Raw genomic sequence first — 25,691 nt, 5'->3', positions numbered from 1 at the left:
GGGCAGGTGAGCCATGCCTCTCACCGAGACGGAGTGGGGCCTCGTCACCAGCTGGGTGCGGGACCACCTTCTCGACAACCCCGACCCCCGGAGAGGGCTGCTGCGCAGCGCCCTCAGCAAGATCTTCGTGGCGGACCTGCCGCTCACCCCGGACCGGGACGAGAACGCGCGCCGGATCGTGGGGGCGGCCCGCAAGGACATCGGGCAGCAGCGGCGGCTGCTGGCCGCCCTGGCCCGGCTCGATTCGCTCGACCGGCTCGACGCCAAGGACGCGGCCGGCCGGGGGACGGAGCTCCGGTCGCTGCTCGGGCGGCTGCGGGAGGACGAGGAGGTCGCGCACTCCGAGCGGGACCCCTTCTCGACGGTGGTGCTCCGGGACGGCACGGCGGTCTTCATCGACCGGGCGGAGCTGCGCGAGAAGCTGCGGCTCTTCGTGGCCGATCCGGAGCAGACGGTCCTGGTGGTGGACGGGGAGCCGGACAGCGGGCGCTCGTACACGTACCACCTGATCCGTCATCTGGGGCAGCACTGCGGGTTCCGTCCGGTGCGGGTGACGCTGACGCGGACGACGACGGCGGCGCGGCTGGTCGGGCGGCTCGACGAGTTCGTGTCGGAGCCGGGCACCGACGGAGTTCCGTTGAACCCCACACGGTTGAACGATCCACTTCCGTCGATCGACGACGCCGTGCACCGGATCGTCAGCCGCGCCACCGCCGCCGAGGAGCGCTTCTGGCTGGTCCTGGACGAGTGCGACACCCTCGACCCGAACTCCGACGTCTGGGACTGCATCGGCAAGCTCGCCCTCGCGATCTACGAGCACACGCCGGTGCGGACCCAGACCGTGCCCCGGCTCGTGCTGCTCGGCTACTCCACCGCGCTGCGCCAACTCCCGTACGACATCCGCAAGAACGAGGTCCGCGACACCGCGCGGGTGGTCGAGGCGGACGATCTGCGGGCGTTCTTCGAGCAGTTCTTCCGGGAGTCGCCGACACCGCCGGACGAGGAACTGCGGCCCGCGCTCGTGGAGACGGCGGTCGCCGAGGTGCTGCGGGCCGCCGAGGCCGCGGACCCCGCCGACAGCTACATGCGCCGGGTCTGCACGGCGGTCGAGGAGACCGTCCGCACCTATCTCGCCCTCGCCCCCGGCCGCGACGTCACGGGCCCGCTGCGCCGGGCCCTGCGCAGCCCCGCCGCCCCCGCCGTGCCGGCCGTGTCCGAGACGCGCCGCGCCTATCGCGAGGCGGCCTGCCTGCTCGACGACTTCGACCCCGCGCTGCTGCGGCTGCCCGGCGAGGAGCGGGCCACCGGCCGGGCCGTCGCCGAGCTCGTCGACGACTGCACGGCGCTCGCCGCCTCGCAGCACGCCCTGCGCTGGGTGCTCACGCCCGAGGTGCGGGAGGCGGCCCTGCGGGGGTTCAGCGGGCCCGCCGCGGCGCAGGCCGCCCTGGGCGCCGCCGACTTCGACGCGCTCCCCGAGGGCCCGCGCGTCGAACGGACCGCCGCCGCCCTGCTCTGGGGCGCCCTGCCGCTCGGCTCCGAACCGAGCGTCGAGGAGCTGTCCGACCTCCTGCAGGCCGTGCTCTGGCTCCGTCAGGTGCCCGGCACCGAGGGCATGCTGCCCGAGGCCGAGGAGGTCCAGCGGCGGCTCGAACGGGCCCGGCTGCTGCAGCCGATGCGGCTCCTGGTCGAGGGCACCTTCCACGGCCGGATCCGCGAACTCGACGCGCTGCGCTCCTATCTCGCGCTGCCCGCCGAACCGGCCGAGCCCCCGGTCCTCATCCACGGCATCGGCGGCATCGGCAAGAGCACCCTGCTCGCCAAGTTCCTCCTGGACAGCCTGCGCGAGTCCGCGCCCGAGGGGTTCCCCTTCGCCTACATCGACTTCGAGCGGCCCACGCTCTCCATCCAGGAACCCGCCACGATGCTCGCCGAGGCCGCCCGGCAGCTCGGCATCCAGTACCCCGCCCACCGGGCCGCGTTCGACGCCCTCGCCGACCGGTGCGGCGAGACCGCCGCCGCACAGCGCGGCGAGCGCAACCAGCTCGACGAGCTCTACCAGCTCTCCGCGACCCGGGCCACCCTCGGCCGGGACTACTCGGCGGGCTTCCACGCCCGCGCCTCCGCCCACGAGCAGGAACTCGCCCGCGAGCTCGCCGGACTCGTCGCGCGGGCCGTCGCCACACCGGCCGGCGGGACGGCCCCGCCGCTGCTGCTCGCGCTCGACTCCTTCGAGCAGGCGCAGTACCGCGGCTCCCCCGTGATGTCCCGCATGTGGGCGGTGTGGACCGCGCTGCGCGCCGCCTACCCCCGACTGCGGTACGTGGTCGCCGGCCGGGCGCCCATCGACCACCCCGCCAAGGTCATGACCCCGCGCACCATGGAACTCGGCGAACTCGACGAACAGGCCGCCGTGGAGCTGCTGATGTCCTCCGGCGTCGACGAGGAGGACGTCGCCAGGAGCCTGTACGACCGGGTCGGCGGCCACCCGCTCAGCCTCAAACTGGCCGCCCGCACGGCCGTCGTCCTCGGCGAGGAGTCCGAGTCCCTGGGCGAACTGCTCACCACCCTGCCCTCCCGGCGCCGGTACTTCCACCACAAGGTCGACCAGATGCTCATCCAGGGCACGCTGTACGACCGGATCCTCAAGCACATCGCCGACGACTCCGTGCGCGCCCTGGTGCAGGCGGGCCTCGCGCTGCGCCTCATCACCCCCGAGCTGGTCCGCGAGGTCCTCGCCGAACCGGCCGGGCTCAGCATCGGCTCGGCCACCGAGGCGGGCATGCTCTTCGGCAGACTGACCTCCCGGCTGGACCTGATGGAGTCGGCCGGACCGCAGGCCATCCGGCACCGCGCCGACCTGCGCACGATCATGCTGCGGCTCTCCGACAGCGCCCGCACCGACCTGATGCGGGCCGTGGACACCCGGGCCGTCGCCTACTACGCGGCGCGCGAGGGGCCGTCGGCCCGCGCCGAGGAGATCTACCACCGGCTGCGGCTCGGCGAGAACCCCCGCGCGGTGGAGCTGCGCTGGGAGCCGGGCGTCGAGAGCTACCTGGTGGGCGCGGACCACGACATGTCCCCCCGCTCGGCCGCCTTCCTGCTCGGCCGGATCGGCGGGCACGTGCCCGACCAGATCATGGCCGAGGCCGATCAGGAGGACTGGGAGCGGATCGCCGCCCGCGAGGTCGAGGACCTGCTCACCCAGGGGTACGTGGAGGCCGCCGCCGAACGGCTCGCCGAGCGGCAGCCGTGGACCCCGTGCAGCAGGCTGCACGCCCTCCTCGTCGAGACCCTGGCCCGCTCCGGCCGCGCGGCGGACGCGCGGGACGCCGCCGACCGGGCGGTGGACCGGGCGGAGGAGGCCGGCTGCGCGGAGACCCGGCTGGAGCTGCTGCAGCTGTCCGCGCGGCTCGCCCAGGACGCGGGCGACTTCGCGGACGCCGACCGCTCGCTCCAGGAGGCCGAGTCGCTCGCGGCGGGCCTCGGCCTGCCCTACGAGTCGATGGGAGTCCTGGTCGCCCGCTCCCGGCTCGCGGTCGTCGCCGACGAGGGCTCCGACGAGACCGACCGCCGCCTCGCCCGCACGCTGCGCGGGATCCCGGACGAGGCCCTGGCCCAGCAGCCCGCCCTGGCCCGGGCCGCCGCCGCCTCCGCCGGACGCGTCGACCCGCACGTCCTGGAGCACACCCTGCGCCTGGTGGGGCTGCCCGGCGACGACGAGGCGGTGGTGGCGGCGCTGACCCGCTGGATCGACACCGCGATGGCCGACGAACCCCAACTGCGGGAGCCGCTGCGCCGGATCCTGGCCTCGGCCGCCGCCGGAGCCGGCGCGGACGACCGCGCCGAGCCGCGGCCCCTGCCCGCCCCGCCGGCCGTGACGGGCGCCCCGGCCGGCGCAACGACCCGTGCCACGGCGGATGCCCTGGCGGATGCCACGACGGCTGCCGCGACGGTCCCGCCCCCCACCGCCGCCCCGGCTTCCTCCTCCTCGGCCTCCGCCGTTCACGCCCTGCCGCACGCCCAGGTCGAGTACGCGCTGCGGGAGGCCCTGCGGCACGGCACCCTGGACAGCCTCGCGCGCCGGGCCCTGACCCTCCGCGACCGGAGCGGCGACCTGCTGCTCGGCGTGGTGGCCGCGATGGACGCCGGCACCCCGGCCCCCGCCCCGGGCCGCCCCCACGGCTTCGGCACCCGGCTCGACGGGGAGCCCGGCCGGCCCCTGGCCGGCCTCGCCCCGCCGCCCGACTCCGCCCAGGCGGCCTGGCGGACGGTCCCGTACCTGACCGACGAGGAGCTGCTGCGGGTGCAGAGCGCGGCCGTCGAGGCCGGGCTCGCCGACACCGAGCTGCGGCCGAAGCTCTTCGCCGGCACCACCCGGCACTTCCGGGCCGGACTGCCGCTCCAGCGGACCCCGTTCGAGCAGATCCGCTCCGACCTGCGGACCGTCAACCGGGTGGAGCGGCTGATCGACGGCACGGTCCCGCTGGAGGTCTGGCTCCGCAACGCCCTGACCATGACGGTCCAGCCGGGACCGGTCGCCGTCTTCCAGCGTGCCCTCGACGACGTGTCCCGCGACGCGGCCGGCGAACCCGAACTCCCGGTGGACTTCCTGCCCGCCGAGTTCAAGGAGGAGATCGTCTTCCGTGACGACACGGTCCCCTTCGAGTTCCTCCAGGGCGGCTTCCTGGCCGGCGCCGCCGTCGCCCGGATCAGCGTCCCGCCGTACCAGTCGGGGGCGCCGCTCCAGCCGGCGTACCCGCACGCGGGCACCGGCTGGCTCATCGCGCCCGGGCTGCTGGTCACCAACCACCACGTGGTCACCGCCCGCACCCGCACGCCGGGCACCCCGCGGGCCCTGGTCGCCGACGACGACCTCCAGCTCCAGGTGCGCAACTCCCGCTCGCGGTTCGACTACGGCTCGGACGAGACGGAGACCGAGGAGGCGACGGCGGGCGCGCTGATCGCCTGGGACGAGGCCCTGGACTACGCGATCATGCGGCTGACGGCGGTGCAGCCCGGGCGGCCGGTGCTGCGGGTGTCGACGGTCCCGCTGGCCTCCGTCGGCGGCGAGCCCGTCGCCGTCAACATCATCCAGCACCCCGGCGGCCGCCCGAAGCGGGTGGCGCTGCGCAACAACCTGGTCTACCAGGCGGACGAGAAGGACGTCGTCTACTTCACCGACACCCGCGGCGGCTCCTCCGGCTCGCCCGTCCTCGACGACGGCTGGACGGTGGTCGCGCTGCACCGGGGCACCAAGCGGATCGAGGAGGTCGACTTCCAGGGCCGGGCGACGGCGTTCGTGAACGTCGGCACCCAGATGAGCCGGGTCCTCGCCCATCTGCGGGAGAACCGGCCGGAGGTGTACGAGGAGATCATGGCGGCCCAGACCGCCCTCTTCGAACAGCCGTGACGCACACGGCCGGGACGGACGCACACGGAGGTGACGGGAGATGGGCAACGGATCACGCGGCGGCTCGCGCGGCGGGTCACCGGTCGCGACCGGACCCGAGCGGGTCTTCGGAGATCTGCGCGAGGTTGCCGCCCGGGTCCGGGCGGGCCTGGAGGCGGAGATCGAGTACGAGGAGTCGGCCGAGGAGCTGCCGCCCGGCGTCGCCTCCGCCTCCCAGATCGGGAGGTTCGCCCAGGAGGAGCGGGCCCGGGTGCTGGAGGCGGGCGTCTCCGGTCTGGAGAAGCTGGCCGACGACCGGGCCGACGAGGTCGACGACGACGAGTACTTCGGCGTGGAGGCGATCGTCCTCCTGGAGGGCCGCCCCGCGATCCTGGTGCAGGGGCAGGACTTCGCCTCCCAGCCGGGCGACTGGGCGGTGCTCGACGCGAGCCGGACGGCGATCCACGAGTCCATCGCCCGGGTCGGCCGGGTCGAGGTCACCGGGCACCCGAGCCTCGACTGGATTGGCACGGCCTTCCTGGTGGGACCCGACGCGGTGATGACCAACCGGCACGTGGCCGCCGAGTTCAGCCGGGCCGAAGGCACCGGCTGGACCTTCCGGGACGGCATGTCGGCCCGGGTCGACCCCGGCGAGGAGCTGCCCGCCCACCAGGCCCCGGGCCCGGTGCCGGTCGCGGACTCCCTCCCGTACGAGATCACCGAGGTGATCGGCATCCACCCCGAGGTCGACATGGCGCTGCTGCGGATCGCCCCGCACGACGGCGAGCAGCTGCCGACCCCGCTGGCGGTCGCGGCGGACGCCCCGGCGAGCGTGCCGGGCCGGCCCGTGTACGTCATCGGCTACCCCGCGTGGGACGGGCGCCGCAACGAGCCGGAGTCGATGCGCCGGATCTTCATGGACATCTACAACGTGAAGCGCCTCCAGCCGGGCATGACGACGGAGTTCGCGCCCGGCGGCCGGGTGATGAAGCACGACTGCTCGACCCTGGGCGGCAACAGCGGCTCCCCGGTCTTCGACCTCACCGACCACCGCGTCCTCGGCCTCCACTTCGGCGGCCGCTACCGGATCGGCAACGTGGCCGTACCCCTGTGGGAGATGGTGGACGATCCGCTGCTCGCGCAGGCGAAGGTCAATTGGGTGTGACGGGCCCGGTGGGCGGCGGCTTGCCGAACCGCTCCGCGAGCCTGCGCCGCGCCTCCGCGAGCCGGCTCTCGTGCGCCGCGATCTGTTTCGCGTACCTCTCCGCGAACTCGGCGGCGGTCATGTCGAAGTGACGCCAGTACGTCTCTCCCACGAAGGCCGCCTCGCCGGCCTCGCGCAGCACGTGGGTGTACAACATGTTCTTCGCGAAGTGCTCGATGTGCTGGGTGCCGGTCAGGTCGAAGACGACGATGCGTCCGGGGGCCCGCACGACGAGGTCGGGGCGCAGGCCGCCGATCCGGCGTGGGCCGGACTCACCGGTGAACAGGGGCCTGAGCTGCTGTTCCAGCTCGGCCAGGCCGGGCGTGGACTTCACATAGGTCTCGATCGGCATGTCGAGGACCGAGGCGGGCAGCTTGGCGATCCTGCGCAGTCTGGTCTCGCTGAGAACGGTCAGGCCGCTGTTCGGGAAGCGCTTGCGGACCAGGCGGGAGAAGGCGGAGTGCAGTTTGGTGCCGCGGACGGAGAACGAGGGGATGCCGGACCCGACCTCGGCCATCGCCTGGGCGACCAGCTCCTCCAGCACGTCCACGGTGAGCACGGCGGCCGCCGCGGGCGCGCCCGCGTGCGGCGTCGCGGGGTTCCTGCGCTCCGCCTCGTCGAGGGCCTTGAGCAGATCCTCGACCTCCGCCGGGGTGAAGAAGCGCTCGGCTTCCTTCTCCCCCGCCTCCACGACCGCCTTCACGGCCTCGGCTTTGGAGATCACGGAGGTGCCCTTGGCCTTGGCCCCGGCGGCGAGGATCTCGTCGCCCTCGCCGATGCTGAGCAGCACCCCTGTCGTGGTGATCCTCAGGGGCCGCTCGGAGAGCAGGAGGCGGTACACGTCGAGCAGCCGCACGCCGATCCGGTCCAGGGCGGCCACGCCGACGCGGTTGAAGGCGACCACCGCGCGGGCTGCGCCCTTGCCGATCCCGGGCAGGGACTTCACCGCCTCGGCCAAGGCGATCAGGGACATGACGATCTGCCCGATGATGCGCCCGGCGTCGAAGAACTCGAGTTGTTCCAGCTTCTCCTCGAAGGCCTCGACCAGCTGCCTCGCACCCTCCTGCGCGGTGACCACCGGATGCGTGACGGCCGTGACGAGCGCGGCCCACAGCAGGTTGCGCTCCTCGGCGAGCCGCGCGTCGAAGACCGAGCCGACGAGCGTGCCGAGGAGCTCCAGGGCCTGGTACTCGAACTCGCCCACGCCCCACAGGATCCCGGCGAACAGCTGGGTGCCGTCGGTCGCGCTGGGTTCCCAGTTGGCGTAGATGTAGGTCCAGGGCACCCCGCGCTCCCGCAGGTAGGTGCGGAACGCCCGTACCTGGACCAGGGCGAGGGTCTTCCCCAGCTTGCCGCGCCTGCGCAACTCCTCCAGGCAGGCCCTGAGTTCGACGTCGTCCAGGCCCTTGAGGTGGTCCTTCATGGTCGCGGCCACGACCGATGCGGGCGCGCCGGAAAGGCCGCGGTCGACGTCGGCGGCGATCAGCGCGGCGGCCGTCCGGAAGTCGCCGGGACGGCGGCCGACGATCCTGACCTCGCGGATCGTCGTGAGATCGCCGGTGTACGCGAGGATGCCGGCCGGCACGGGGGCGGTGCCCCGGGTGACGAGGCGGAGGACGGCGTCGTGGCGGCGCCCGTCGGGGGTGACGCGGTGCACGATGTAGCCGCCGCCGAGGTCCGTCAGGGCGGCCAGGCCGACCCGGTCGTGCGCGACGGGTTCGAGGTAGAAGGCCCCGGGGCCGAGCCGGGCGGCGACCGTCCGCTCCCCGTCGGTGCCGCCGAGCCCCGGGAGGAGCCGGATTCCGGTCGAGCCGATCACGAGGGTGTCGGCGTCGATCCTGCCGAGCCGCGCGTTCCCGTACTCGGGCCCCATGCGGGTCCGCAGGGCCGCGAGCCGTTCGGGCGTCCAGGGCCGTGCGGGCACGGGAGCCGCCGCGGTGGCGCTCGGGAGCTCCGGCCCGGTCCGGGCGCCACCGCCCAGGTTGCGCCCGCGGGTCCCGGCGCCCGGCCCGAGGCCGAGCCCGCCCGCGGGGCCCGGCGCACCCCACCGGGGGGGCGCGGCGCAGCCGCACGGTGACCGGGCGGCCCGCGGCGTCGTAACCGGGCACCCGGTAGCCGTCCTCGGACGGCTCCTCCGCCCCGGTGCGGGCCGCGTCGTGAGCCGCCGCCGCGGGCGGGTCCGAGGGCTGCCCGCCGGCTGCCCGGACGGCGTCCGCGAGGGCCTGGCGGACGGCGGCCTCCAGCAGCCGGGCGGTGTCCGCCGGCAGCCCCTCGGGCCGGACGACGGCCTCGGGCAGGTGGAAACGGCGCTCGGGACGGCCGGTGTTCACCGCACCCTCCTTCCGCCGACGATGCGGTAGACGGTGCTGACGTCGTCGGCGGTGACCTCGAAGACGAGCTCGGGGTGGCGGGCGCTGAGCCGGGAGAGCACCCCGGCGCGCGGCCCGCCGCCGAGGGCGGCGGCGCAGACGGAGCAGACCTCCTGGTCGACCCGGATGGAGACGGTGTGGCCGCGCGCGGCGGCCCGTTCGGCCTCGGTCAGGCGGGCGAGGCGGGCGTCCAGCTGCTGGCCGAGGTCCTGCTCGGCATGGCCGTGGGCCTGCGGGACGACCACGTCGTCCGGCGGCCGGATGGCGTGAGCGGGGTCGTACGAGCCCAGGGCGCGCGGCGAGCCGCCGGTGAACAGCTCTCCGGCGAGGGCGGGGATGTCGGAGCGGGCGACGGCGACCGTGCCCTCGTACCCGGCGGCGGCCTTCGCGGTGGGCGGCACCTCCTGCTCGCCGGCCGGGGTGGAGCGCTCCTCGAACCCGGCGGGCTCGCGGGAGGACGGTGCGCGCAGCCCGGCCTCCTCCAGGCGCCGCCGCTCGGCCTCGACGGCGGCACGGGCCGCCGCCAGGTCCTGGCGCAGTCGCTGCTGTACGGCGGGGTCGGTGGGCCGCTCGGGCTGGTACGGGCGCTTGGGGCCGCCCCACTGCTCGTCCAGGAACTCCTTGGCCACCGGGTCGTGGGCCTCGCGGGCGCGCAGCGTCTCGGGGCGCGCCCGCTCGTACCACTGCCGGTCCAGGGCGGCTTCGCGGTCGGTCAGCGAGGCCTGCTTCAGCCGCGCCCAGCTCGGCCACGCGGAGGCCGGTCCGGGCCGGGCCGCCGCGGCGACGGCCGCGGCGGAGACCGGCACGGGCGCGGGCGCAGGCGCGGGAGCGGGTGAGGGCGCGGGAGCGGGTGAGGGCGCCGAGGCGGGCGCCCGGGCGGGGGTCTCGTGCGCGGGCTCGATGCGCGCGGGGACGCGCGAGGCGGTGCCGCGCGGCCGCGCCTGCGCGTGGGCGAGCCCTTCCGCCGCCTCGTCCACGCGCTCGCCGAGCGCCCGGGCCCAGGTCCTGGCCTCCGCCGCCGGGAGGCTCTGGGACAGGGTCTGTTCCATCCGCCGCCGGGTCAGGGCCATGGCCTCGGCCCAGCGTTCGGCCGTGACGCCCTCGCCGCTCAGCAGGCGGGTCAGCAGGGCGGCCTTGACCAGGGTGGGCCCGGCCCGGGTGAGGAGTCCGTGCAGGAGCGGCTCGACGGTGAAGGCGCCGACGACGCCGACGACCGCGCCGAACTCCATCGTCCGCACGTAGGTGTCGATGCCCGACCACCGCGCGGCGACGACGTCATGGGCGAAGGTGGTCAGGGCGGCCGCGGCGCCGCCGCCCACCGCACCGGTGACGAGCTTGCCCGCGAGCCAGGAGGCGATCCGGGCGCGCAGCAGGGTGGTGCCGATCCGGCCCGCGACCAGACCGCCGAGCCCGCTGCCGATCCGGTAGCCGACGAGGGCGAGGTAGCCGTCGACGGCGGCCGTGACGAAGCCTTCGAGGGTGGCCTCCTCCTCGTGGAGGATGACCTTGACCAGATGGAAGGCCTCGGAGGCCCCGACCCAGAGGCGCACCGCGCCCGGTCCGCCGCCCAGCCGGAGGAGGGAGCTCCCGGCCCCGCGCCCCAGGTGCACGAGGGAGGCGACGACGCCCGCCTCCCAGGCGAGGGCGAGGCCGCCGACGGCGATCACGGCGAAGCCGGCCAGCCGGTAGGCCTCCCCGGCCCGGCCGAGCCGCCACTCGACCAGCCGCGCCTCGAACGCGCCGACCGGTTCGAGCACGGGCCCCGCGGCCCGCCCCCACGGCGCGCCGCGCCCTGCGACGCGCGACACGATCTCGAACCGCACCGCGTACGAGGGCAGTCCCTGTTCCTGGGTGGCGAGCACCTCCAGGAGCCGGATGCCCAGCTCGACCTCGACCTCCTCGAAGTCCTCGGGCCCCAGCCGGACGCCGCGCACGGCCCGGGCGACGACCGTCTCGGCGAACTCCCCCTCTTCGTAGACGTGTTGATCCTGCCCGGAAAGGATCTCCTCGACCATCGACTTCCCCTGGGCGAGGAGTTCGGCGCGCAGCGCCTCTGCCCTGCCCGGCTTGGGGCGCATGACGGTGGTGCTCTTCTCGTAGAGGAGGTCGACTCCGCCCAGGAGGTCTCCGGCGAGCACGTTGCCGTCCGGCCGCCGGTCGAGCCGCACCGCCCCCTGTCCGATGCCGCCGACCGTGTAGGCGTGGGCGGTGGTGGCCTCGCGCTCCCGGGCGAGGGCGGCGCGCAGGGCGCGGACCCGCTCGTGCCCCGCGTACGGGGTGGACTCGCACCGCTGGAGCAGGTGCAGCCGCAGGGCGAACCGCTGGGTGTCGTCGACGGCGTCGAAGAACTCCGCCAGCCTGCCGTGCCGTTCGATGCTCTCCAGCACGTAACCGAAGAGGCCGCCGGCCCGTCCGTGCGGGTACCGCTCGGTCTCGTCGAGCAGTGCGGCGAGGGCGTTGCCGAAGCCGTGGTCGCCGATCAGCGGGACGAGGCCGGCGGCCAGTCGCCGGGCCGTGGGCCGGAAGTACGCGGCGTCGAGGGCCTCCGGGGAGAGGTCGAGCGAGGCCCGGCAGTAGAGCACCCGCTCCCCGGGCTCCCCGGGCCATTCGAGGTCCCGCAGCGCCGCTTCGGGCACCCCGGGAAAGGCGTCCCCTTCGGCGACGAGGAGCCGGGCGGCCGGTGCGCGGCGCTCCGTGTGGTCGCCCACGTACCGGTCGAGCAGCAGGAAGAGGGCGTCCCGCTCGATGCCGGCCGGGGTGCGCACCGGGTTCGAGGCGGGGCGCAGCACGGCGGGCTGGAACCGGACGGGGACGGTCTCGGAGGCGTACTCCTCGGCGTACCGGTTCCAGGGGAGACCGGTGGCCCACTCGAACGCGAACGGGTCGACGCAGAAGCCGGCGTCGCGCACGGTCATGCGGACCTTGCGGCCGGGACCGAGCACGGCGGCGTCGCCGATGTCGACGCGCGGCAGCCGCATGGACGTGAAGACGACGTGCTGCGGGGGCACGCGCGGGATCCGGGCGGCGACGGTCCCGCTCTCGTCGGCCGCGGTGAGGCGGTGCAGGGAGGCGGCCGAACCGGCGACCGCCCAGGCGGGCACGGTCCGCCCGCCCTTCTCCCGGGCGGAGCTCCCGACCACCAGCTCCTCCCCCAAGGTGCGGGGGACGTAGGCCTTGTGGAGCCGCACCAGCCAGACGTCCACGTCACGGACCGTGCCGGCGAGCGAGCGGTACAGCACGGCCTCCGGGAACGACTGCCCCAGCACCTCCTCCACGTACCGGAGGAACCATCCGACCTCGATGCGCGCCTTCGCGGTGCCGACGACGGTCCAGGGCTCCTTGCCGCGCACCGGCACCGTGGCGGGGCGCCCGCCGGCCCCGTACGAGGGCACGGCGTACCCCCCGTCCACGTCCCGCCCCGGCTCGTGCACCTCCCGGGCCGGGCCCCCGCCCGCCGCCCACGCCGGCGCCCGCCGCCCGCGCCCGAGCTCCCGCTCGGCCCGGGCGAGCCGCCCGGCGACGAGCGCGGTGAGCCGCCGGGTGAGCGCGGCGAGTTCGTCGGGGCCGGGCTCGCCGGTGAGGGTGATCCTCACCGGGACGTGGACGTGGATCTCCAAGGGGGCGGCCTCGGCTACTCGGTGACCAGGATCATGACGCGGAGGCCGGAGCCGACGAGTCCGCCCCGCTCGTCGAAGAGACCCAGGTCGAAGGTGTGCAGGCTGCCGACCTCCGGGTCGTCGGGAAGCTGGACGGCGAGATCGGTCTCGACCCGGTCGGGCCGGTCCACGTCGAAGCGGAAGCGGGTGTCGAGCCCGGGGACGAGGCCCGGAGTCAGCTCGAAGCCGGGCGGCTCGGTGCCGACGGTGATGGGCACGGGCCCGTTCGAGGTCGTCAGGCTCAGCTCGCCGCGGGCGAGGCCGGCCTCCGTGGCCACGACGCCGGGATGCTTGGCGAGGACGGAGAGCTGGACGCTGCTCGGCTTCGTCGTCACGTGCGCGGCGCTGACCGTGAAGGCCTGTTCCCCTCCCGGCGGCGGGTAGGTCGTCGTCGGCACCTTCTTGGGCAGTTTGCGGGTCACCCTGGGAGCCGGAAGGAGCATGATGTTGAGCTGTCCCTGATGCTGGTTCGTGTCAGGGTGCAGGTCGGAGTGGTCACCGTCCAGGGGCGCCAGATGGCCCTCCGGGTTCTGCACGGTGTCGTTCTGGAAGCAGTTGGCGACGAGGCACACGTGCCCGTCGCTCGACCTGTCCAACTCGGTCTGGTCGGGTTTCCAGTTCTGGACCAGGGTGAACTGGGTCACGCCGCCCGCCGGGACGACGGCCGCGCCGTCGCTCACGAAACTCCTGATCGCCAGACCGGGTCTCATGACGCCGATGCCGGGCGGGAACACCCACGCCTGGACTTCGACGCCGTTCATGGGCTGGGAGCCCTTGTTCTTCACGGTGACCTTGACGGTGGTGTCCGCTCCCACCCGGGTCTGGTAGCCGTCCTGCGGCAGTTCGCCCGTGGGGTCCGGTTCGACGAGGTGGAGCAGGATGCCGGCGTTGTTGTACCAGGGGTGGACGTCCTCGTGGGCCCAGGGGCGCTGTCCGTCGTCGATGCTGTTGGCGCCCCGGTCGATGTCGATGGGGAGGAAGAGGTTGCCGGGCACGGGGACTCCGTTCACTCGGTGAAGTAGGACAGCTGGACGCTGGAGACGAAGATGGTGTCGCTGTCGGTCGCGGAGCTGAGCGCCGCCGTGATGAAGTAGCGGTAGACGGACATGTCGACCCGGTTCTTGTCCTGTGCCACGTCCCGGGCATCGCCGAAGGCGCCGGTGCAGTCGAGCTGGGCGAGCACTTCGCGGTTGGCGGCGTCGGCGAGCGGGGCCCGGTAGAGGGCGATGGTCAGGGAGGCGTTGCCGCTGTTGACGCCGGTGGCACGGAGCTTGCCCAGCCTGCCCCCGTCGGGCGGGGTCACGGCCAGGAGCCCTTGGGCGGAGGCGTCGAGCGAGGACGTCCGGGCCGCGACGCCGTTGCGGTCCAGGACCCACGCCTTCGCCGGCGACAGCGGAGTGAAGGCGGGCGCCAGCGTCAGCTTCCGCTCCACCGTCGGCCGCTGACCCGCCGCCTTCAGCCCCACGTCGACCTGCCGCACCACCGACGACAGCGCCTCCAGGTCCCGCTGGATCGAGTCGAAGCGCACGTTGAAGCCGTTCTGCCCGCTCGCCGCCACGCGGTCGCGGTTGTCCACCCACGCCACGTGTTTGAAGGTCGGGTTGAAGACGATGTCGGTCACGGGTTCCCTCCGGGCAGGAGACGGGTGACGACCTCGACGCCGAGGGGGCGCAGGTCGTCGAGGAGCTGGACGATCAGGGAGCGGGTGGCGGGCGGCAGGGTGTGGCCGGCGAGTTCGGGGCGGAGCCGGACCGTGAACTGGTAGGCGCCGGACTTGTCGCCCGTCCGGTAGGAGGCCTGCACCCAGGCGGGGCCGCCGTGTTCGCCGCGTACGGACATCGTGCCGGGGGCGGTGGTCCGGAGGGCGGCGGCGCCGTCGCCGGTGGACCAGCCGAGGACTCCGGCGGCGCCGATCTCGGCGGGCGAGGGGGTCACGGTCAGCGGCACGGTGGTGCCGATCGGCAGGACGTCGCGGAAGAGGCCGGGGGCGGTGACCCTGACCGGGTCCTGGTGCTCCTGGGCGACCGTGACGACTCCCCCGGCGACGCGGACGTGGCTGAAGCCGGCCCGGTGGGCGAGTGCGCCGAGGGTGCCGGGCGGCAGGCCCGGGTGGCTGAGGCGCAGTTCGCGGGCCTCCTTGGCGAGGGGGCCGGCCGTCGCGCTCAGGTCCCTGCGGACGGCCAGCTTGCCGGTGGTGCCCGGAGGCACGAGGGCGATCAGCGCGTCGAGGTGCTCGGCGAGCTCGCGGCGCATCCGGTGGGTCTCGGCGTCGGTCCCGTACTCGGCGTGGGCGGGGTCGTCGTGGCGTACGAGGAAGGCGGGGTGGAGGCCCTCGCCGGGCGGCATGGGCGGTGGCGGGGCCGGGTCGAGGGTGCCGTCGGCGCCGATCGCGGTGTTGTCGGCGACGGTGACGGGACGGATGACGATCTCCCGGGTGGCGGAGGCCGTGAGGTCGGCGAGGCGGAGTTCGGCGACGACGACGAGACGGCCGGCGGCCTGGCCGCGGAGGACGACGGAGTTGCCCTCGGTGGGTCCGACGAGTTCGCCGCGGCCCGCGCCGCAGCGCAGCACGTACCAGCGGACGAGGGAGCCGGGCGGCGGTGTGAGGGGCCGGACGGAGAGGGTGAGGGTCGCGTCGACGTCGACGGTGCCGTCCCTGGTCTCCATGCCGAGGAGTTCGCCGGGGGCGCACTCGGCGTGGACGAGTCCGTCCGGGCGGTGGGTGACCAGGTCGAATCCGGACCAGTGGGCGAGGGCGGCGAGCCGTGCGCTGGGGATGGTGTCGTGGCTGAGGAGGACGGCGCGGCCGGTGGCGCGGGCGTCGGTGGCCCTCGGGTCGTACCCGGCGTGCACGACGGACAGCGAGGCGAACAGGTTGAGCCGGCCGATGGCGGCGGCGACGACGTTCTGGACGAGGAGGGGTTCGGGGGTGCCGGGGAGGGGCCGGTGGATGGCGGCGAAGGGGGACAGGGTGACCAGGAGGCCGGGGTGGAAGACCTCGTCGACGGGGAGCCGGGGCAGGTCGGTGCCGAGGGTGCCGAGGAGGTCGACGCTCTGTCCGGGCGGGAGGTCGAGGGGGGCGACCCGCAACGGCAGCAGGCCGCGCCGGAGTTCGGCGTCGGTGTCGTCGAGGACGAGCGGATCGGCGACGCCGTCGACGGGGCCGACGGCGTCGTTGACGGCGGCGAGGAGGCCCGCGGGGGTGGGCAGGGTCCAGCGGCGGGCGACGGTCAGGCGGCGCCGGTAGGCGTCGTCGGTCTCGGCGGGGGCGCGGACGACGCCGAGGCCCGCGCCGTTGCGGTCGAGGTGGACGCCGAAGGCCTGGGCGGGGGAGCGCTGGGCGACGGTGCGGGTGAGCTGGCGGCGCAGGTGGTCGCGTTCCCAGCCGACGGCCCACAGCAGCCGGCCCATGGTGCCGAGGAGGGCGGTGAGCAGCCACCGGTCCTCCTGGGGTCCGGCGAGGCCGGACTGGATGCCGGTGAGGATGCCGGTGCCGTCGGGCAGCGGGACGGAGGTGCCCTCGGTGAGCCCGTCGGGGCAGCGGCAGCGACAGCGCCGGGCCGCCGCGTACGCCGAAGGTGACGGTGGTCCCGGCGGGGACGTCCCGGCGGGCCTGGAGGATGTAGAGCGGCCGGGGGGTGACGCCGAACCGGGCGGTGTGCAGATCGAAGTCGTACGGGGCGACGGCGGTGCCCCGGATGACCAGCGGCAGCCGGTCGGCGCCGCGGGCGAAGGGCGCGGTGAGCCGGGCGGCCATGTCGGCGGCGGCGAGCCGGGGCGGGTCGGGCGCGAGGGCCGGGACGGCCTGAGGGGAGGCGCTGCTCATCGGCCGACCACCTCGATGCTGCTGAGGGCGGGGTCGGCGGCGAAGACGGCCATCTCGGTGGGCCCCATGGCGAGGGACTCGCCGACGGCGGCCTCGACGGTGCCGAGCTGGTAGAGGACGCCGCCGAAGCCGAAGCGGCCGAAGGCGGGCGGGCAGCGCCGCAGATGGAGCCTGCGGACGTCGTCGACGCCCGGCTGGTCGGCGAGGGCGCACATCACGCGGGCGTAGAGGACGTCGTCGCCGAGCCGGAGCCGGCCGATGTCGGCGGTGAGGCGGGCCCGGATGCGGCCGATGACGGTGGGGCCGTCGAAGCCGGGGGCGAGGACGATCTCGGCGCGGACGGCGACGTCGATGTGGTCGGCCTCGGCGATGTTCACGTGGACGCCGATGGGCCGGACCCGTTCCACGGCCGCCTCCACGAGCTCGTACACGCCGGTGACGGAGCCGGGGGCGGCCAGGGTGCGCCAGGGGCGCAGGCCGCGGTGGGCGACGGCGACCTCGGCGAAGTAGGGCTCGCCGACCCGGCGTTCGTCGCTGAAGGTGCGGCCGCCGAAGTCGAAGCCGCCGAAGTAGGCCTGGGAGACGTCGATGCCGCCGAGCGGGTCGCTGACGCGGGCGTCGATGACGTCGGGCACGCCGAGGGCGGCCTGCCGGACGCTCTCCACGGTCCACAGGGCGCGCGGGAGGGCGATGATCCGGGCCCGGTAGGCGTCGTCGTCCTCGGGGACCAGCTCGTCGAAGGGGGCCGGGTTGGTGACGACGAGGGCGGCGGGCGGCCAGTCGGCGAGGTACTGGGCGCGGTGCGCCGGGTGCACGTCGTCGACGGTCCCGGGGGCGACCGGGTCCTCCCCGGGGTCGACGGCGAGGACCCGTACGGTACGGGCGGGGGCGGTGGCGGTCAGTTCGACGGGGGCGGTGGTGGCGAAGGCCCGGGCGGGGTCGCCGGCGCCGAGGAGGACGGTCGCCGAGGGCACCACGTAGGTCCGGCCGGGGACGCCGCCGGTGAGGGTGAGCGCGACGGTGCCGGCGCGGCGGGCGGGGTGGCGGGCGAGTCCGGCGTCGTCGCCGAGGAGTTCGAGGGCGGCGCCGTCGGCCGTGGCGGTGAACTGCCCGTAGTAGAGGGCCTCCATCCGCTTCCACAGTTCGGCGTCCTCCTGGGCGACCACTTCCAGGATCTTGCCGAGGGGGCTGGTGGGCGACAGGTCGACGTCGGCGCCGAGGGCGGCCCGGGTGCGGGCCTTGCTCTCGGCGAGGATCACGTCGAGGCCCTTGAGGACGAAGCCGTCGGGGGTCACGCCGTACGCCATGGTTCACGCCTCCACTTCGGCGGTCAGGGCGGTGGTCCGGCCGTCGAGGGCCTCGACGAGGACCCGGACGGTGAGCACCCGCACGGCGGGGTCCTCGGTGAACGTGACCTCGGCGACCTCCCGTACCCGTGGGTCGGCGGCCAGGGTGCGGACGATCTCCAGGCGCAGCAGGTCCTTGAGGACGCGGGAACCGCCGGGATGGGTGAAGGCGGCTCCCGCGCTGAGCCCGTAGCGGTGGTCGCAGCGGTCGCTGCCGTACGGGGTGAGCAGGCGCAGGGTCAGGGCCTGGACGAGGTTGGCGAGGCCGCGGACCTCGGCGAGTCCGCCGCCGCGGACGACGAGGTCGCCGTCGTCGAGGAGCAGGCTGTGGCCGAGGGGTTCGAGCGGCGCTTGGGGTGGCATGGGCTTGCGGCTCCTCAGTCCGTACGGAGCAGGGTCTGGCCCGGGTCCTCGACCCGCCAGGCGGTGGGGAGGACGGGGACGGCCTGGGTGGTGCCCTTCGCGGTGGCGAGGGCGACGGGGGTGCCGCTGACCTTCAGCAGGCGGCTGGCCCCTTCGCTGACCGCGGTGACCTTCACGCAGGGCGCCTGCCCCTTGCTCGCGTCGGTGTTGGGGCAGGCGGGGACGGTGGCGGCGAGCAGGTCGGTGACGAGCAGGGCGGGGGCGCCGTCGACGGTGAGGGCGCTCTGCGAGGCGGTGGTCCGGAGGGTGGCGCCGTGGGCGCAGGTGAGGACGGAGGCGGTGGTGAGGACTTCGGGCATCACGTCACCTGGACCGAGGCGCCGTCGAGGGACAGGCTCACGGTCCCGTTGGTCAACTTAATGCCGCTTCCCTTCGTGCGGACGGTGACGGCGCCCTCCGGGTCGATCTCGATGGTGGTGCCGGTGTGGTGCTCGATGGTGACCGAGTCGTCGTCGGGCGGGGTGGGGCGCGTGCCGACCTGCGGGAGCTTCGGCGTGCCGACGAGGATGTGCAGGCCGCGGGCCTGGATGACCCGGCCGCCCTTGGCGTCGGTGAGGTCGTTGACCCCGGGGCCGGTGGGGATGCCGTCGGAGCCGGTGCCGGTGGGCAGGGCGAGCCAGTAGTCGCCGGGTTCGGGCGCGGGCGCCCGGGCGCCGGGGGTGCGCGGCCAGAGCCAGCCGACGACGGCGGCGTCGTTGACGAGGTTGCGGTTGTGGGCGAGCAGGGCCCGCATGCCTGGGTAGACGGGGGTCATGAGGCCGCAGGGTCCGAAGGCGAAGGGCGCGGCGACGGGTTTGTCGAGCAGGACGTCGTCGCCGATCGGGCCGGTGACGCTGGGCAGGCTCATGGAGGGCGGCGGGGACTGCCCGTAGCGGAGGGAGACCTGGTGGCCGTCCGGCCGGTAGCCGCTGACCTCGCCGACGTCGACGGAGGGGCGGGCGAGCAGGGCGCGTTCGGCGCCGGCGTCCAGCCGGTCGGTGACGGCCCGGACCCCGTCGACGGCCTCGACGAACTCCCCGGCGCGCGCGGCGACGAGCTGGACCTCGCACACGTAGCCGGTGCGGACGCCGAAGCGGTGCACGAGCCGGTTGACGCGCAGCGGTCCGGCGGGGGCGTCGTCGATCCCGCGGAGCGTGGCGACCTGGCCGACCCGCAGGTCGGGGTGGCCGAGGACGGTCAGGTTCACCGAGTTGCGGACCGGCGGGCGCTCCTCGCCGGGCGCCACCACGAGGGTCTCCTCGCCCTGCGTGTCGCCGTACGAGACGAGGTTGACCTCCGGGTCGAAGGCGACGGGGGCGGGGTCGTCGGCGCCGACGGCGGGGCCGACGAGGACGAGCCGGTCGCGGATGACGACGGGGGCCTCGGCGGTGCGGGCGAGCTCGCGCAGCGCGTCGAGGGCGGTGGGGTTGCGCACGGTGTGGTCGGTGAGCTCGGTGGCGAGCGCGGAGTCCTTGGCGAGGGTGAGCCCGGCGGCGTTCACGACCTTCCGGGCGAAGTCCAGGGCGCTGGCGGCCTCGGCCCGGTGGACGCTCGCGGAGGTCATGCGCAGGGCGTAGCCGCCGGCGTCCTGGCCGGTGAGCCGGACCCGGCTGAGGCCGTCCTCGGCGACCCAGGAGGCGAGTCTGACGACGCGGCCGGCCATGACGGGGTGCCGGCCGATGCTCCGGTCGTCGAAGTAGCCGAGCCGGACGGTGGCCGACAGCGGCCGGCGGGCGAGGGCGGCGCGCAGCGTCCTGACCGTCTCGGCGGGCAGGTTGACCAGGACGGCCTCGAAGGTGCCGGCGACGGCGCCTTCGCCCATGGTGACCGTGATGTCGGCGTCGAGGACGAGGGAGCCGCCGAGGACGTCGTTGGAGACGTTCAGCGGCAGGCTGGTGAGGCCGCCGAAGGCCGCGAGGGGGCCCGCCTCCTCGGCGACGGTCCCGAGGAGGTCCGCGGGCCCGCCGGTGGGCCGCTCCTCGGCGAGGGTGAGGCTGTAGCGGATGGCGAAGCTCATGCGGCGGACACCCCCGCGAGGACCTTCGAGCCGTAGCTGCCGGTGCCGTTGAGGTTGCGGACGTCGACGAGGGCCTCCCGGAAGACGAGCCGGAGCCCGCCGGCCGGGCAGGGCAGGTCGCGGACGGCCTTGCGGCGCAGCAGCGGGACGAGTCCGCCGGGCTCCTCGCGGGCCACGGCGACCACGAGGAAGGGGCCGCCGCCGAGCAGGTCGAGGACGCCGCCCGCGGCCGCCGCCTCCTCGACCGTCCGCTCGGCCGCGTTGACGTACAGCTCGATCCGGTAGACGTGCTCGCCGAAGCGCAGCCGGAAGGACTGCGGAAAGCCTTCGTCGGCGTCGACGGGCAGACGCGCCTGCATCGGGCCTCCTCTCGGGACGGGGCTGGGATGGGCTGGGCGGAGTCGGGCGGGGCTGGGCGGAGTCGGGCGGGGGCTTTCCGGGCCGGCCGGTTCCCGGGCCAGCCGGTTCTCGGGGCCGCCGGGCTCAGAGGAGCGGTGGGCCGGGTGAGCGGGGTACGGCTCCGGGGGCGGGTACGGAGGGGACGCCGGCGCTCCCGGCGGCGAGCGCCATGTCGGCGATCTCGCCGGCCAGCGCGCTCAGGCTGGAGCGGGGCACGTACTGGAGGGTCATGGAGAGGTCGAAGGCGTCCCGCTTCTGCACGCTCTGCGCGAAGCGGAGGTCGGTGATCTGCATGTCGAGGCTGAGCGTGAGCCCGCAGACGACGGGGATGCCGGTGGCGGCGAGGGCCGGGCCCGCGGCGGAGAGCAGGGCCCGCGAGGTGAGCGCGAGCACCTCCAGGGCCTTCTTCGTCGCGAACCGCTCCGGGCCGAGCAGCACCGCCTCGACGGTCAGGGTCTTCGTGGACGGCTGGGTGGCCTGGGAGAACCGGCTGCCCAGGATCCGTTCGACCCGGTACCCCTCGGTCATGGTGATGCTCTGCACGTACAGCAGGGGGATCGTGCCGACGAGCACCTGGTCCGCCACGGGCTACCCCCGGCTGCCGAGTTCACGGTCGAGTTCCTCGAAGACGTGCGCGGCGATCCGTCGGACGTGGTGGTCCTGGAGGGTGCCGACCACCTCCACCTCCACGGGGAAGTGGTAGTGGACGACCTGGCCGGCGTCGCTCCGGCGGTCCACCACGGCCTCGCTGCCGGGGGCGGGCACGATGTACTCGCCCTCGTGCACGAGGGCGATGCCGGTGCGCTCGACCCGGTCGCCGGCGCGCGTCGCCGGGACGGACCCGTCGTCGGCGGTCTCGGAGGACGTCACGGTCACTCCTCCACGCCGACGTTGAGGGCCATGCAGGTGAAGGTGGCCTGGGGGACGCCGTCGACGGTGATGTTGCTGGGCTGGGCGGCGCTGACCACGCAGCGGCTGAACTTCAGCGAGGAGAACGACCAGTCGGTCCCCTTCTTCTCCGCCACCGCGATGGCGAACTCGCCGCCGTTGACCGCGAGTTCGGTGAGGTCGGCGACCGCCGAGGCGATGGCGGGGATGGTCAGGGTGAAGGTGAAGGTGAAGGGCTGGCGGACATAGCCGACGCCGTCCGCCTCCAGGCTGTGGATCACCGTGTGGGGCACGTTGAACGACGGGGAGAAGTTGGTGATCGGCGAGATCGTCCGGCCGGCGAGTTTCACTTCCAGCCGGGTGTTCCAGTCGGACATGGGGGACGGCTCCTTGGTCGGATCAGTCGAACTTGAGCGTGATGTTGATGCGGTGGATCGCTCCCGCGTAGTCGACCCGCACCATCGCCTCGGCGGCCCGATCGGTCTGCGCGTCCTGGACGAGCCGGTCCTCCAGCGGGGTGCGCTGCGGCTTGTCGAGCAGGGCGAGGATGGGGACGACGATCTCGTACTCCTCGATGACCTCGGCCCTGCGCAGGGGTTCGAGGACGGCCTCCATCTCGGCGACGAGTCCGCGCAGACCGGAGCGGCTGATCCGGAGGTTGCCGATGGTGCCGATGAGGCGGGCCTTGAGCCGGAAGGTGATGTCGTCGACGGTGCGGACCATGTCGATGTACTTCTTCGTGCCCGGGCTGCCCGCACTGCCGGTGTAGCCCTCGCCGAGATGGACCCCGGAGCCGGGGATGAGCGGCGGGTCGACCAGCCAGTTGACCCCCTTGCCCTGCGGCCCGCCGGTGTCCGCGGACTCGGAGCCGTTGAGTTTGATGAGCTCGGCGGCGGAGAAGGGATCCGACTTCACCTTGACCCGCTTCAGGAGCAGGGAGACGTGCGGCTCGTAGCCCGCGATGGTGCCGGCGACGGCCGCGGCGACGTCGTCGTCGCTCTTGTGCGCCACGTAGACCATGCGCTCGGTGACCAGACTGCCGACCAGGACGGCGGGGTCGGCGGCGCCCTTGGCGAGCATGGCGACGCCGATGCGCTCCATGCCGTCGGCGACGGGGGCGACGACGTGCTCGGCCAGCTTCGCGATGGCGGGGGTCGGGGTCGGCTGGCCGCCCGTCGGGGTGGTGAGGCTCAGGGCGGTGCCGGCGAAGAGGACCAGCTGCACGTTGACCGTGCCCATCTTGGCGAGCGCGTCGTCGTAGGTGTTCGCCTGGGCCATCCGTACGCCCCAGACCTCGCTGGGGCCCGGCTCCTGGATGAGGGCCGTCGCGATGGCCTCGCCGAGGGGGCCCGCGGCGATCCTGCGGGCCTCGTTGACGTCGGTGAACAGGGTGGGGACGTTGGGTGCGAGGAAGTCCAGGGGCGGGTTGGTGGTCGGTGGGTTCGCGATGCCGATGATTCCGACGTTGCCGTACGCGCGGACGGCGGGGGCGAAGGGGACGCCCTCGGTCTTGACGCGGACGTAGCGGACGGGACTTTCGGACATGGGACCTGCTTCCTTCCGGAACGGGGACGGACTGCGACGCGGACGGACTGCGACGCGGAGAGCTGGATCAGCTCAGATCCGAGCCGAACCGAGCCGAGCTGCTCTGGTCAGGTCAGGAACACCGCCGCCACGCCCGCCCCCTCCAGCAGCGCCTCGATCTGCGCCCGGGTGAGCCCCGGCTCGGCGGGCGGCGGCTGTGCCGCGGGGGCGGGGAAGGCGGCGACGAGGGCGTACGGCGCGACGCGCACCCCGAAGGGACCGGGCGGCAGCGGACGGTCGCGGGCCGCGGCGGCGACCAGACGGGCCGCCCGCACCGCCCCCGCGACGTCGTCGGCGGCCCCGAGGACCACGGCGGCGTCCACGGCGACGGTCCGGCGGTTGGCGGGGTGTCCGGGGTCGAAGACCGGCGGCCGGCGCAGCTTCACCTCGGTGCGGAGGTACTCGCCGGACTCGCGCAGGTCCTCCACGGTGACGAGGCCGTGGCTGCGCATGAACGCGTCCAGGTCCAGGAAGCGGAACTGGTCGCGGAACTCGTCGAGGGTGTCGTACGCGTCGACGGCCTTGACCACGAGGGAGTCGAGGCCGCCCGGGTCGGTCTCGGCGACGACGTCGATCTCCAGCTCGGCGAGGACGTCGATCCAGACCGGCTCGGCGGTCTCGCCGTCCCAGCGGAAGTCGGACAGCGTGGTGGCCGGGACGACCTGACTCCAGGTGCCGCGGCGGGAGTCGGGCGGGAACAGCGGCCACTGCGCCGCGACCTTCCGCACCCGCAGCGCCGCGACCGAGTCGATCCGCTCGTACTCCAGCTCGTGGGTGCGCTCGACGAGGAACCTGGCCCGGGGCTCGAGCAGCGCGCCGAGGAGGACCGGATCGGCGAGCCGGGCCACGGCCCGGTCCTGGATGACACCCATGCGACGCGTCCTTTCACGCCGCGGCGGACCGCGGAGCGAATGCCCGGCTCCGGCTGGCGGCAGGACATAGGGACGCACGTCGGCACACGGCCCGACAAGGCCTTCTACTCCGTGCGGAGGAGAAGAGGAACCGATCGGGCGATTGCGCTCCGTTCGGTGTTTTCGACGACCTCCCCCGCCCCTTCGGGCGAGCGTGCGGGCTGACCGAGGGGTTGTGCGCCGGAGCGCGCCCCCGCCCGAGGCCCAGGCAACTCCCGCACGGGCAAAGCCTCCTGAGGCAACATCAGGTCGTCCCGCACCACCCGGCCGTCAACACGGCTCCCCTCAGGCGCGGCCGGCGTCACCCAGGAGCCCGAAGACCGGACGCAGACCGTCGGGCCGGCGGTCGACGGGAAGGTGGTCGACGAAGTGCACCCGGGCACCGAGCGCGAGCGCGCCGCCGTCGGCGGTGCGGTCGTCGCCGACCATCAGCGTCTCGGCGGGGGCGAGCCCGAGTCCGTCGCAGGCGAAGCGGAAGATGCCGGGGTCCGGCTTCTGGACGCCGACCTCGTAGGAGAGCGCGTAGAGGTCGACCCACTCGTCGAGGCCGTGCGCGCGGAACACCGGCCGCAGGTCCCAGCCGATGTTGCTGACGACGGCGACCAGCACCCCGCCGCGGCTCAGCTCGCCGAGCGTCCGCGCGGTGTCGGGGTACGGGTTCCAGGCCTCGGGATCCATGTGCCGGTCGTAGAGGGCCCGGACCAGCTCCGGCTCGGTGACGCCGGCCGCCCGGATCAGGCCGGAGTACGCCGCGCGGTGCCGCTCGGCGTCGAGGTCGCGCTCGCCCCACAGCTTCCGCAGCCGGGCGGGCACGTCCTGCGGGGACGGGCCGCCGGGCAGCGCCCCGTAACGGGTCAGCCGCTCCACGGTGTGGGCGAACTCGTCGCCGGAGAGCCGTACGCCCCCCTCGGAGAGGACGGCGTCCAGCCACTGGGCGGTGGACTCGACGCGCAGCAGGGTGCCGGAGAAGTCGAACATGACGCCTTTGATCATTCCCCGATCGTAGAACGCCCGGCGGGGAACTCCCCGAACCACCTCCGCGTTATACCCCCCATGGGTATGTCGACGAGGAGGCAAGGTGCGAACTGAAGGCACGGCGCGGCGGTTGACCGCTCTCGAACCCGAGCAGGCCACGGGCAAGGCGCGGGAGTTGCTGACCGACATCGTCGAGCGCCACGGCTCGGCCGGCGAGATGGTGTCGACGATGGCCCACTCCCCCGCGCTCATCGAGGGCTACCTCAGCCTGTCCCGGGCCATGAAGCGGGTGAAGATCCCCCGGGCGCTGAGCGAGAAGCTCTCCCTCGCCGTCCAGGAGTGGATCGGCTGCGGCACCTGCCGCGAAGCCCACGTGGCGGCCGCCCGGGCCGCCGGGCTGACCGAGAGCGACATCGAACTGGCCCGCCAGGGCACGTCCACGGACGCCCGCGAGGCCGCGCTCATCGCCGTCGCGCTGCGCGTCCTCGTCGAGCCGAGCGCCCTGGGCGACGAGGACGTGGCGGAGCTGCGGGCGCACGGGTGGAGCGACCGGATCATCGCGGAGGTGGTCGGGGTGGTGACGCTCAACCTGCTGACGGGGGCGTTCAACCTGCTGGCGGGGATCCAGCCGGAGGAGGGCGGGACCGCGTAGGAACGAACGGCGGAAGGGCCGCCCCGGATCGTTCCGGGACGGCCCTTCCTGCGCGGCATCGGGTCCTGTGGTC

General features: G+C 74.5%; 19 protein-coding genes. 3 read left to right on the top strand and 16 right to left on the bottom strand.

The genetic code is table 11. From position 1 onward, the window contains the following. Positions 1-13 precede the first annotated feature (13 nt). Both ABD981_RS08850 and ABD981_RS08845 read left to right on the top strand, forming a co-directional pair. On the top strand, positions 14-5,410 hold the full coding sequence (locus tag ABD981_RS08850; protein ID WP_046909457.1) for a trypsin-like peptidase domain-containing protein: 5,397 nt from the start codon (positions 14-16) through the stop codon (positions 5,408-5,410). 40 nt (positions 5,411-5,450) lie between these two features. Beyond that, positions 5,451-6,554: a trypsin-like serine peptidase gene (locus ABD981_RS08845; RefSeq protein WP_046909458.1), complete on the top strand. Its 1,104-nt coding sequence runs from the start codon at positions 5,451-5,453 to the stop codon at positions 6,552-6,554. Here ABD981_RS08845 and ABD981_RS08840 read toward each other — a convergent pair. The 16 genes from ABD981_RS08840 to ABD981_RS08765 all read right to left on the bottom strand — a co-directional run bounded on the left by ABD981_RS08840 (position 6,541) and on the right by ABD981_RS08765 (position 24,984). Beyond that, a complete protein-coding gene (locus ABD981_RS08840; protein ID WP_345528634.1) occupies positions 6,541-8,517 on the bottom strand; it encodes a hypothetical protein in 1,977 nt (658 codons plus the stop codon). The two genes, ABD981_RS08845 and ABD981_RS08840, sit on opposite strands and share 14 nt — an antisense overlap. 402 nt (positions 8,518-8,919) lie before the next feature. Further along, on the bottom strand, positions 8,920-12,579 hold the full coding sequence (locus ABD981_RS08835; protein WP_345528632.1) for a hypothetical protein: 3,660 nt from the start codon (positions 12,577-12,579) through the stop codon (positions 8,920-8,922). Between the two features lie 14 nt (positions 12,580-12,593). Then, positions 12,594-13,613, bottom strand: coding sequence for a hypothetical protein (locus ABD981_RS08830; RefSeq protein WP_046911033.1), 1,020 nt, complete (start codon positions 13,611-13,613; stop codon positions 12,594-12,596). An 11-nt stretch (positions 13,614-13,624) separates the two neighbouring features. Next, positions 13,625-14,239, bottom strand: coding sequence for a hypothetical protein (locus ABD981_RS08825; RefSeq protein WP_123955056.1), 615 nt, complete (start codon positions 14,237-14,239; stop codon positions 13,625-13,627). After that, positions 14,236-16,029: a hypothetical protein gene (locus ABD981_RS08820; RefSeq protein WP_345528629.1), complete on the bottom strand. Its 1,794-nt coding sequence runs from the start codon at positions 16,027-16,029 to the stop codon at positions 14,236-14,238. Before ABD981_RS08820 ends, ABD981_RS08825 begins: the two co-directional genes overlap by 4 nt. A gap of 411 nt (positions 16,030-16,440) precedes the next feature. Beyond that, positions 16,441-17,751 (bottom strand): baseplate J/gp47 family protein, encoded by a 1,311-nt coding sequence (locus ABD981_RS08815; protein ID WP_046911036.1) that lies wholly within the window; start codon positions 17,749-17,751, stop codon positions 16,441-16,443. A gap of 3 nt (positions 17,752-17,754) precedes the next feature. Next, a complete protein-coding gene (locus ABD981_RS08810) occupies positions 17,755-18,153 on the bottom strand; it encodes a hypothetical protein (RefSeq protein WP_046911037.1) in 399 nt (132 codons plus the stop codon). Between the two features lie 14 nt (positions 18,154-18,167). Next, a complete protein-coding gene (locus ABD981_RS08805) occupies positions 18,168-18,512 on the bottom strand; it encodes a hypothetical protein (RefSeq protein ID WP_046911038.1) in 345 nt (114 codons plus the stop codon). Next, the gene (locus ABD981_RS08800; protein ID WP_046911039.1) at positions 18,512-20,209 is read right to left on the bottom strand and encodes a hypothetical protein; all 1,698 of its coding nucleotides are present in this window, start codon (positions 20,207-20,209) and stop codon (positions 18,512-18,514) included. The genes ABD981_RS08805 and ABD981_RS08800 overlap by 1 nt, the downstream gene beginning before the upstream one ends. Continuing rightward, a complete protein-coding gene (locus ABD981_RS08795) occupies positions 20,206-20,568 on the bottom strand; it encodes a hypothetical protein (RefSeq protein WP_046911040.1) in 363 nt (120 codons plus the stop codon). The genes ABD981_RS08800 and ABD981_RS08795 overlap by 4 nt, the downstream gene beginning before the upstream one ends. 124 nt (positions 20,569-20,692) lie before the next feature. Then, complete coding sequence (locus ABD981_RS08790) at positions 20,693-21,193, bottom strand: hypothetical protein (protein ID WP_046911041.1); 501 nt, start codon at positions 21,191-21,193, stop codon at positions 20,693-20,695. Between the two features lie 3 nt (positions 21,194-21,196). Beyond that, positions 21,197-21,478 carry a hypothetical protein gene (locus tag ABD981_RS08785; RefSeq protein WP_046911042.1) on the bottom strand — a complete coding sequence of 94 codons (282 nt, stop codon included), beginning with the start codon at positions 21,476-21,478 and terminating at the stop codon, positions 21,197-21,199. 2 nt (positions 21,479-21,480) lie between these two features. Further along, positions 21,481-21,873: a hypothetical protein gene (locus ABD981_RS08780; protein ID WP_046911043.1), complete on the bottom strand. Its 393-nt coding sequence runs from the start codon at positions 21,871-21,873 to the stop codon at positions 21,481-21,483. 22 nt (positions 21,874-21,895) lie between these two features. After that, positions 21,896-23,041, bottom strand: coding sequence for a hypothetical protein (locus ABD981_RS08775; RefSeq protein WP_205628286.1), 1,146 nt, complete (start codon positions 23,039-23,041; stop codon positions 21,896-21,898). A 107-nt stretch (positions 23,042-23,148) separates the two neighbouring features. Further along, on the bottom strand, positions 23,149-23,952 hold the full coding sequence (locus ABD981_RS08770; protein ID WP_046911044.1) for a hypothetical protein: 804 nt from the start codon (positions 23,950-23,952) through the stop codon (positions 23,149-23,151). 324 nt (positions 23,953-24,276) lie between these two features. Then, positions 24,277-24,984 carry an HAD family hydrolase gene (locus ABD981_RS08765; RefSeq protein ID WP_046911045.1) on the bottom strand — a complete coding sequence of 236 codons (708 nt, stop codon included), beginning with the start codon at positions 24,982-24,984 and terminating at the stop codon, positions 24,277-24,279. Between the two features lie 85 nt (positions 24,985-25,069). Here ABD981_RS08765 and ABD981_RS08760 point away from each other — a divergent pair, with 85 nt between their 5' ends. Continuing rightward, positions 25,070-25,618, top strand: a complete 549-nt coding sequence (locus ABD981_RS08760) for a carboxymuconolactone decarboxylase family protein (RefSeq protein WP_046911046.1) — start codon at positions 25,070-25,072, stop codon at positions 25,616-25,618. Positions 25,619-25,691: the final 73 nt, after the last annotated feature.

Origin of the sequence: Streptomyces showdoensis (assembly GCF_039535475.1) — a bacterium.
Taxonomy (GTDB): Bacteria; Actinomycetota; Actinomycetes; order Streptomycetales; family Streptomycetaceae; genus Streptomyces; species Streptomyces showdoensis.
The sequence above is the reverse complement of the archived record's forward strand: the minus strand, read 5'-3'. Positions and strand labels throughout refer to the sequence as shown.

Excerpts from the sequence above, each read along its gene's own strand:
- ABD981_RS08815 (WP_046911036.1), bottom strand. The coding sequence starts at position 17,751 with ATGGCGTACGGCGTGACCCCCGACGGCTTCGTCCTCAAGGGCCTCGAC.
- ABD981_RS08810 (WP_046911037.1), bottom strand. The coding sequence starts at position 18,153 with ATGCCACCCCAAGCGCCGCTCGAACCCCTCGGCCACAGCCTGCTCCTC.
- ABD981_RS08770 (WP_046911044.1), bottom strand. The coding sequence starts at position 23,952 with ATGGGTGTCATCCAGGACCGGGCCGTGGCCCGGCTCGCCGATCCGGTC.
- ABD981_RS08845 (WP_046909458.1), top strand. The coding sequence starts at position 5,451 with ATGGGCAACGGATCACGCGGCGGCTCGCGCGGCGGGTCACCGGTCGCG.
- ABD981_RS08795 (WP_046911040.1), bottom strand. The coding sequence starts at position 20,568 with ATGCAGGCGCGTCTGCCCGTCGACGCCGACGAAGGCTTTCCGCAGTCC.
- ABD981_RS08780 (WP_046911043.1), bottom strand. The coding sequence starts at position 21,873 with ATGTCCGACTGGAACACCCGGCTGGAAGTGAAACTCGCCGGCCGGACG.
- ABD981_RS08765 (WP_046911045.1), bottom strand. The coding sequence starts at position 24,984 with ATGATCAAAGGCGTCATGTTCGACTTCTCCGGCACCCTGCTGCGCGTC.
- ABD981_RS08805 (WP_046911038.1), bottom strand. The coding sequence starts at position 18,512 with ATGCCCGAAGTCCTCACCACCGCCTCCGTCCTCACCTGCGCCCACGGC.
- ABD981_RS08800 (WP_046911039.1), bottom strand. The coding sequence starts at position 20,209 with ATGAGCTTCGCCATCCGCTACAGCCTCACCCTCGCCGAGGAGCGGCCC.
- ABD981_RS08820 (WP_345528629.1), bottom strand. The coding sequence starts at position 16,029 with ATGGGCCGGCTGCTGTGGGCCGTCGGCTGGGAACGCGACCACCTGCGC.
- ABD981_RS08850 (WP_046909457.1), top strand. The coding sequence starts at position 14 with ATGCCTCTCACCGAGACGGAGTGGGGCCTCGTCACCAGCTGGGTGCGG.
- ABD981_RS08775 (WP_205628286.1), bottom strand. The coding sequence starts at position 23,041 with ATGTCCGAAAGTCCCGTCCGCTACGTCCGCGTCAAGACCGAGGGCGTC.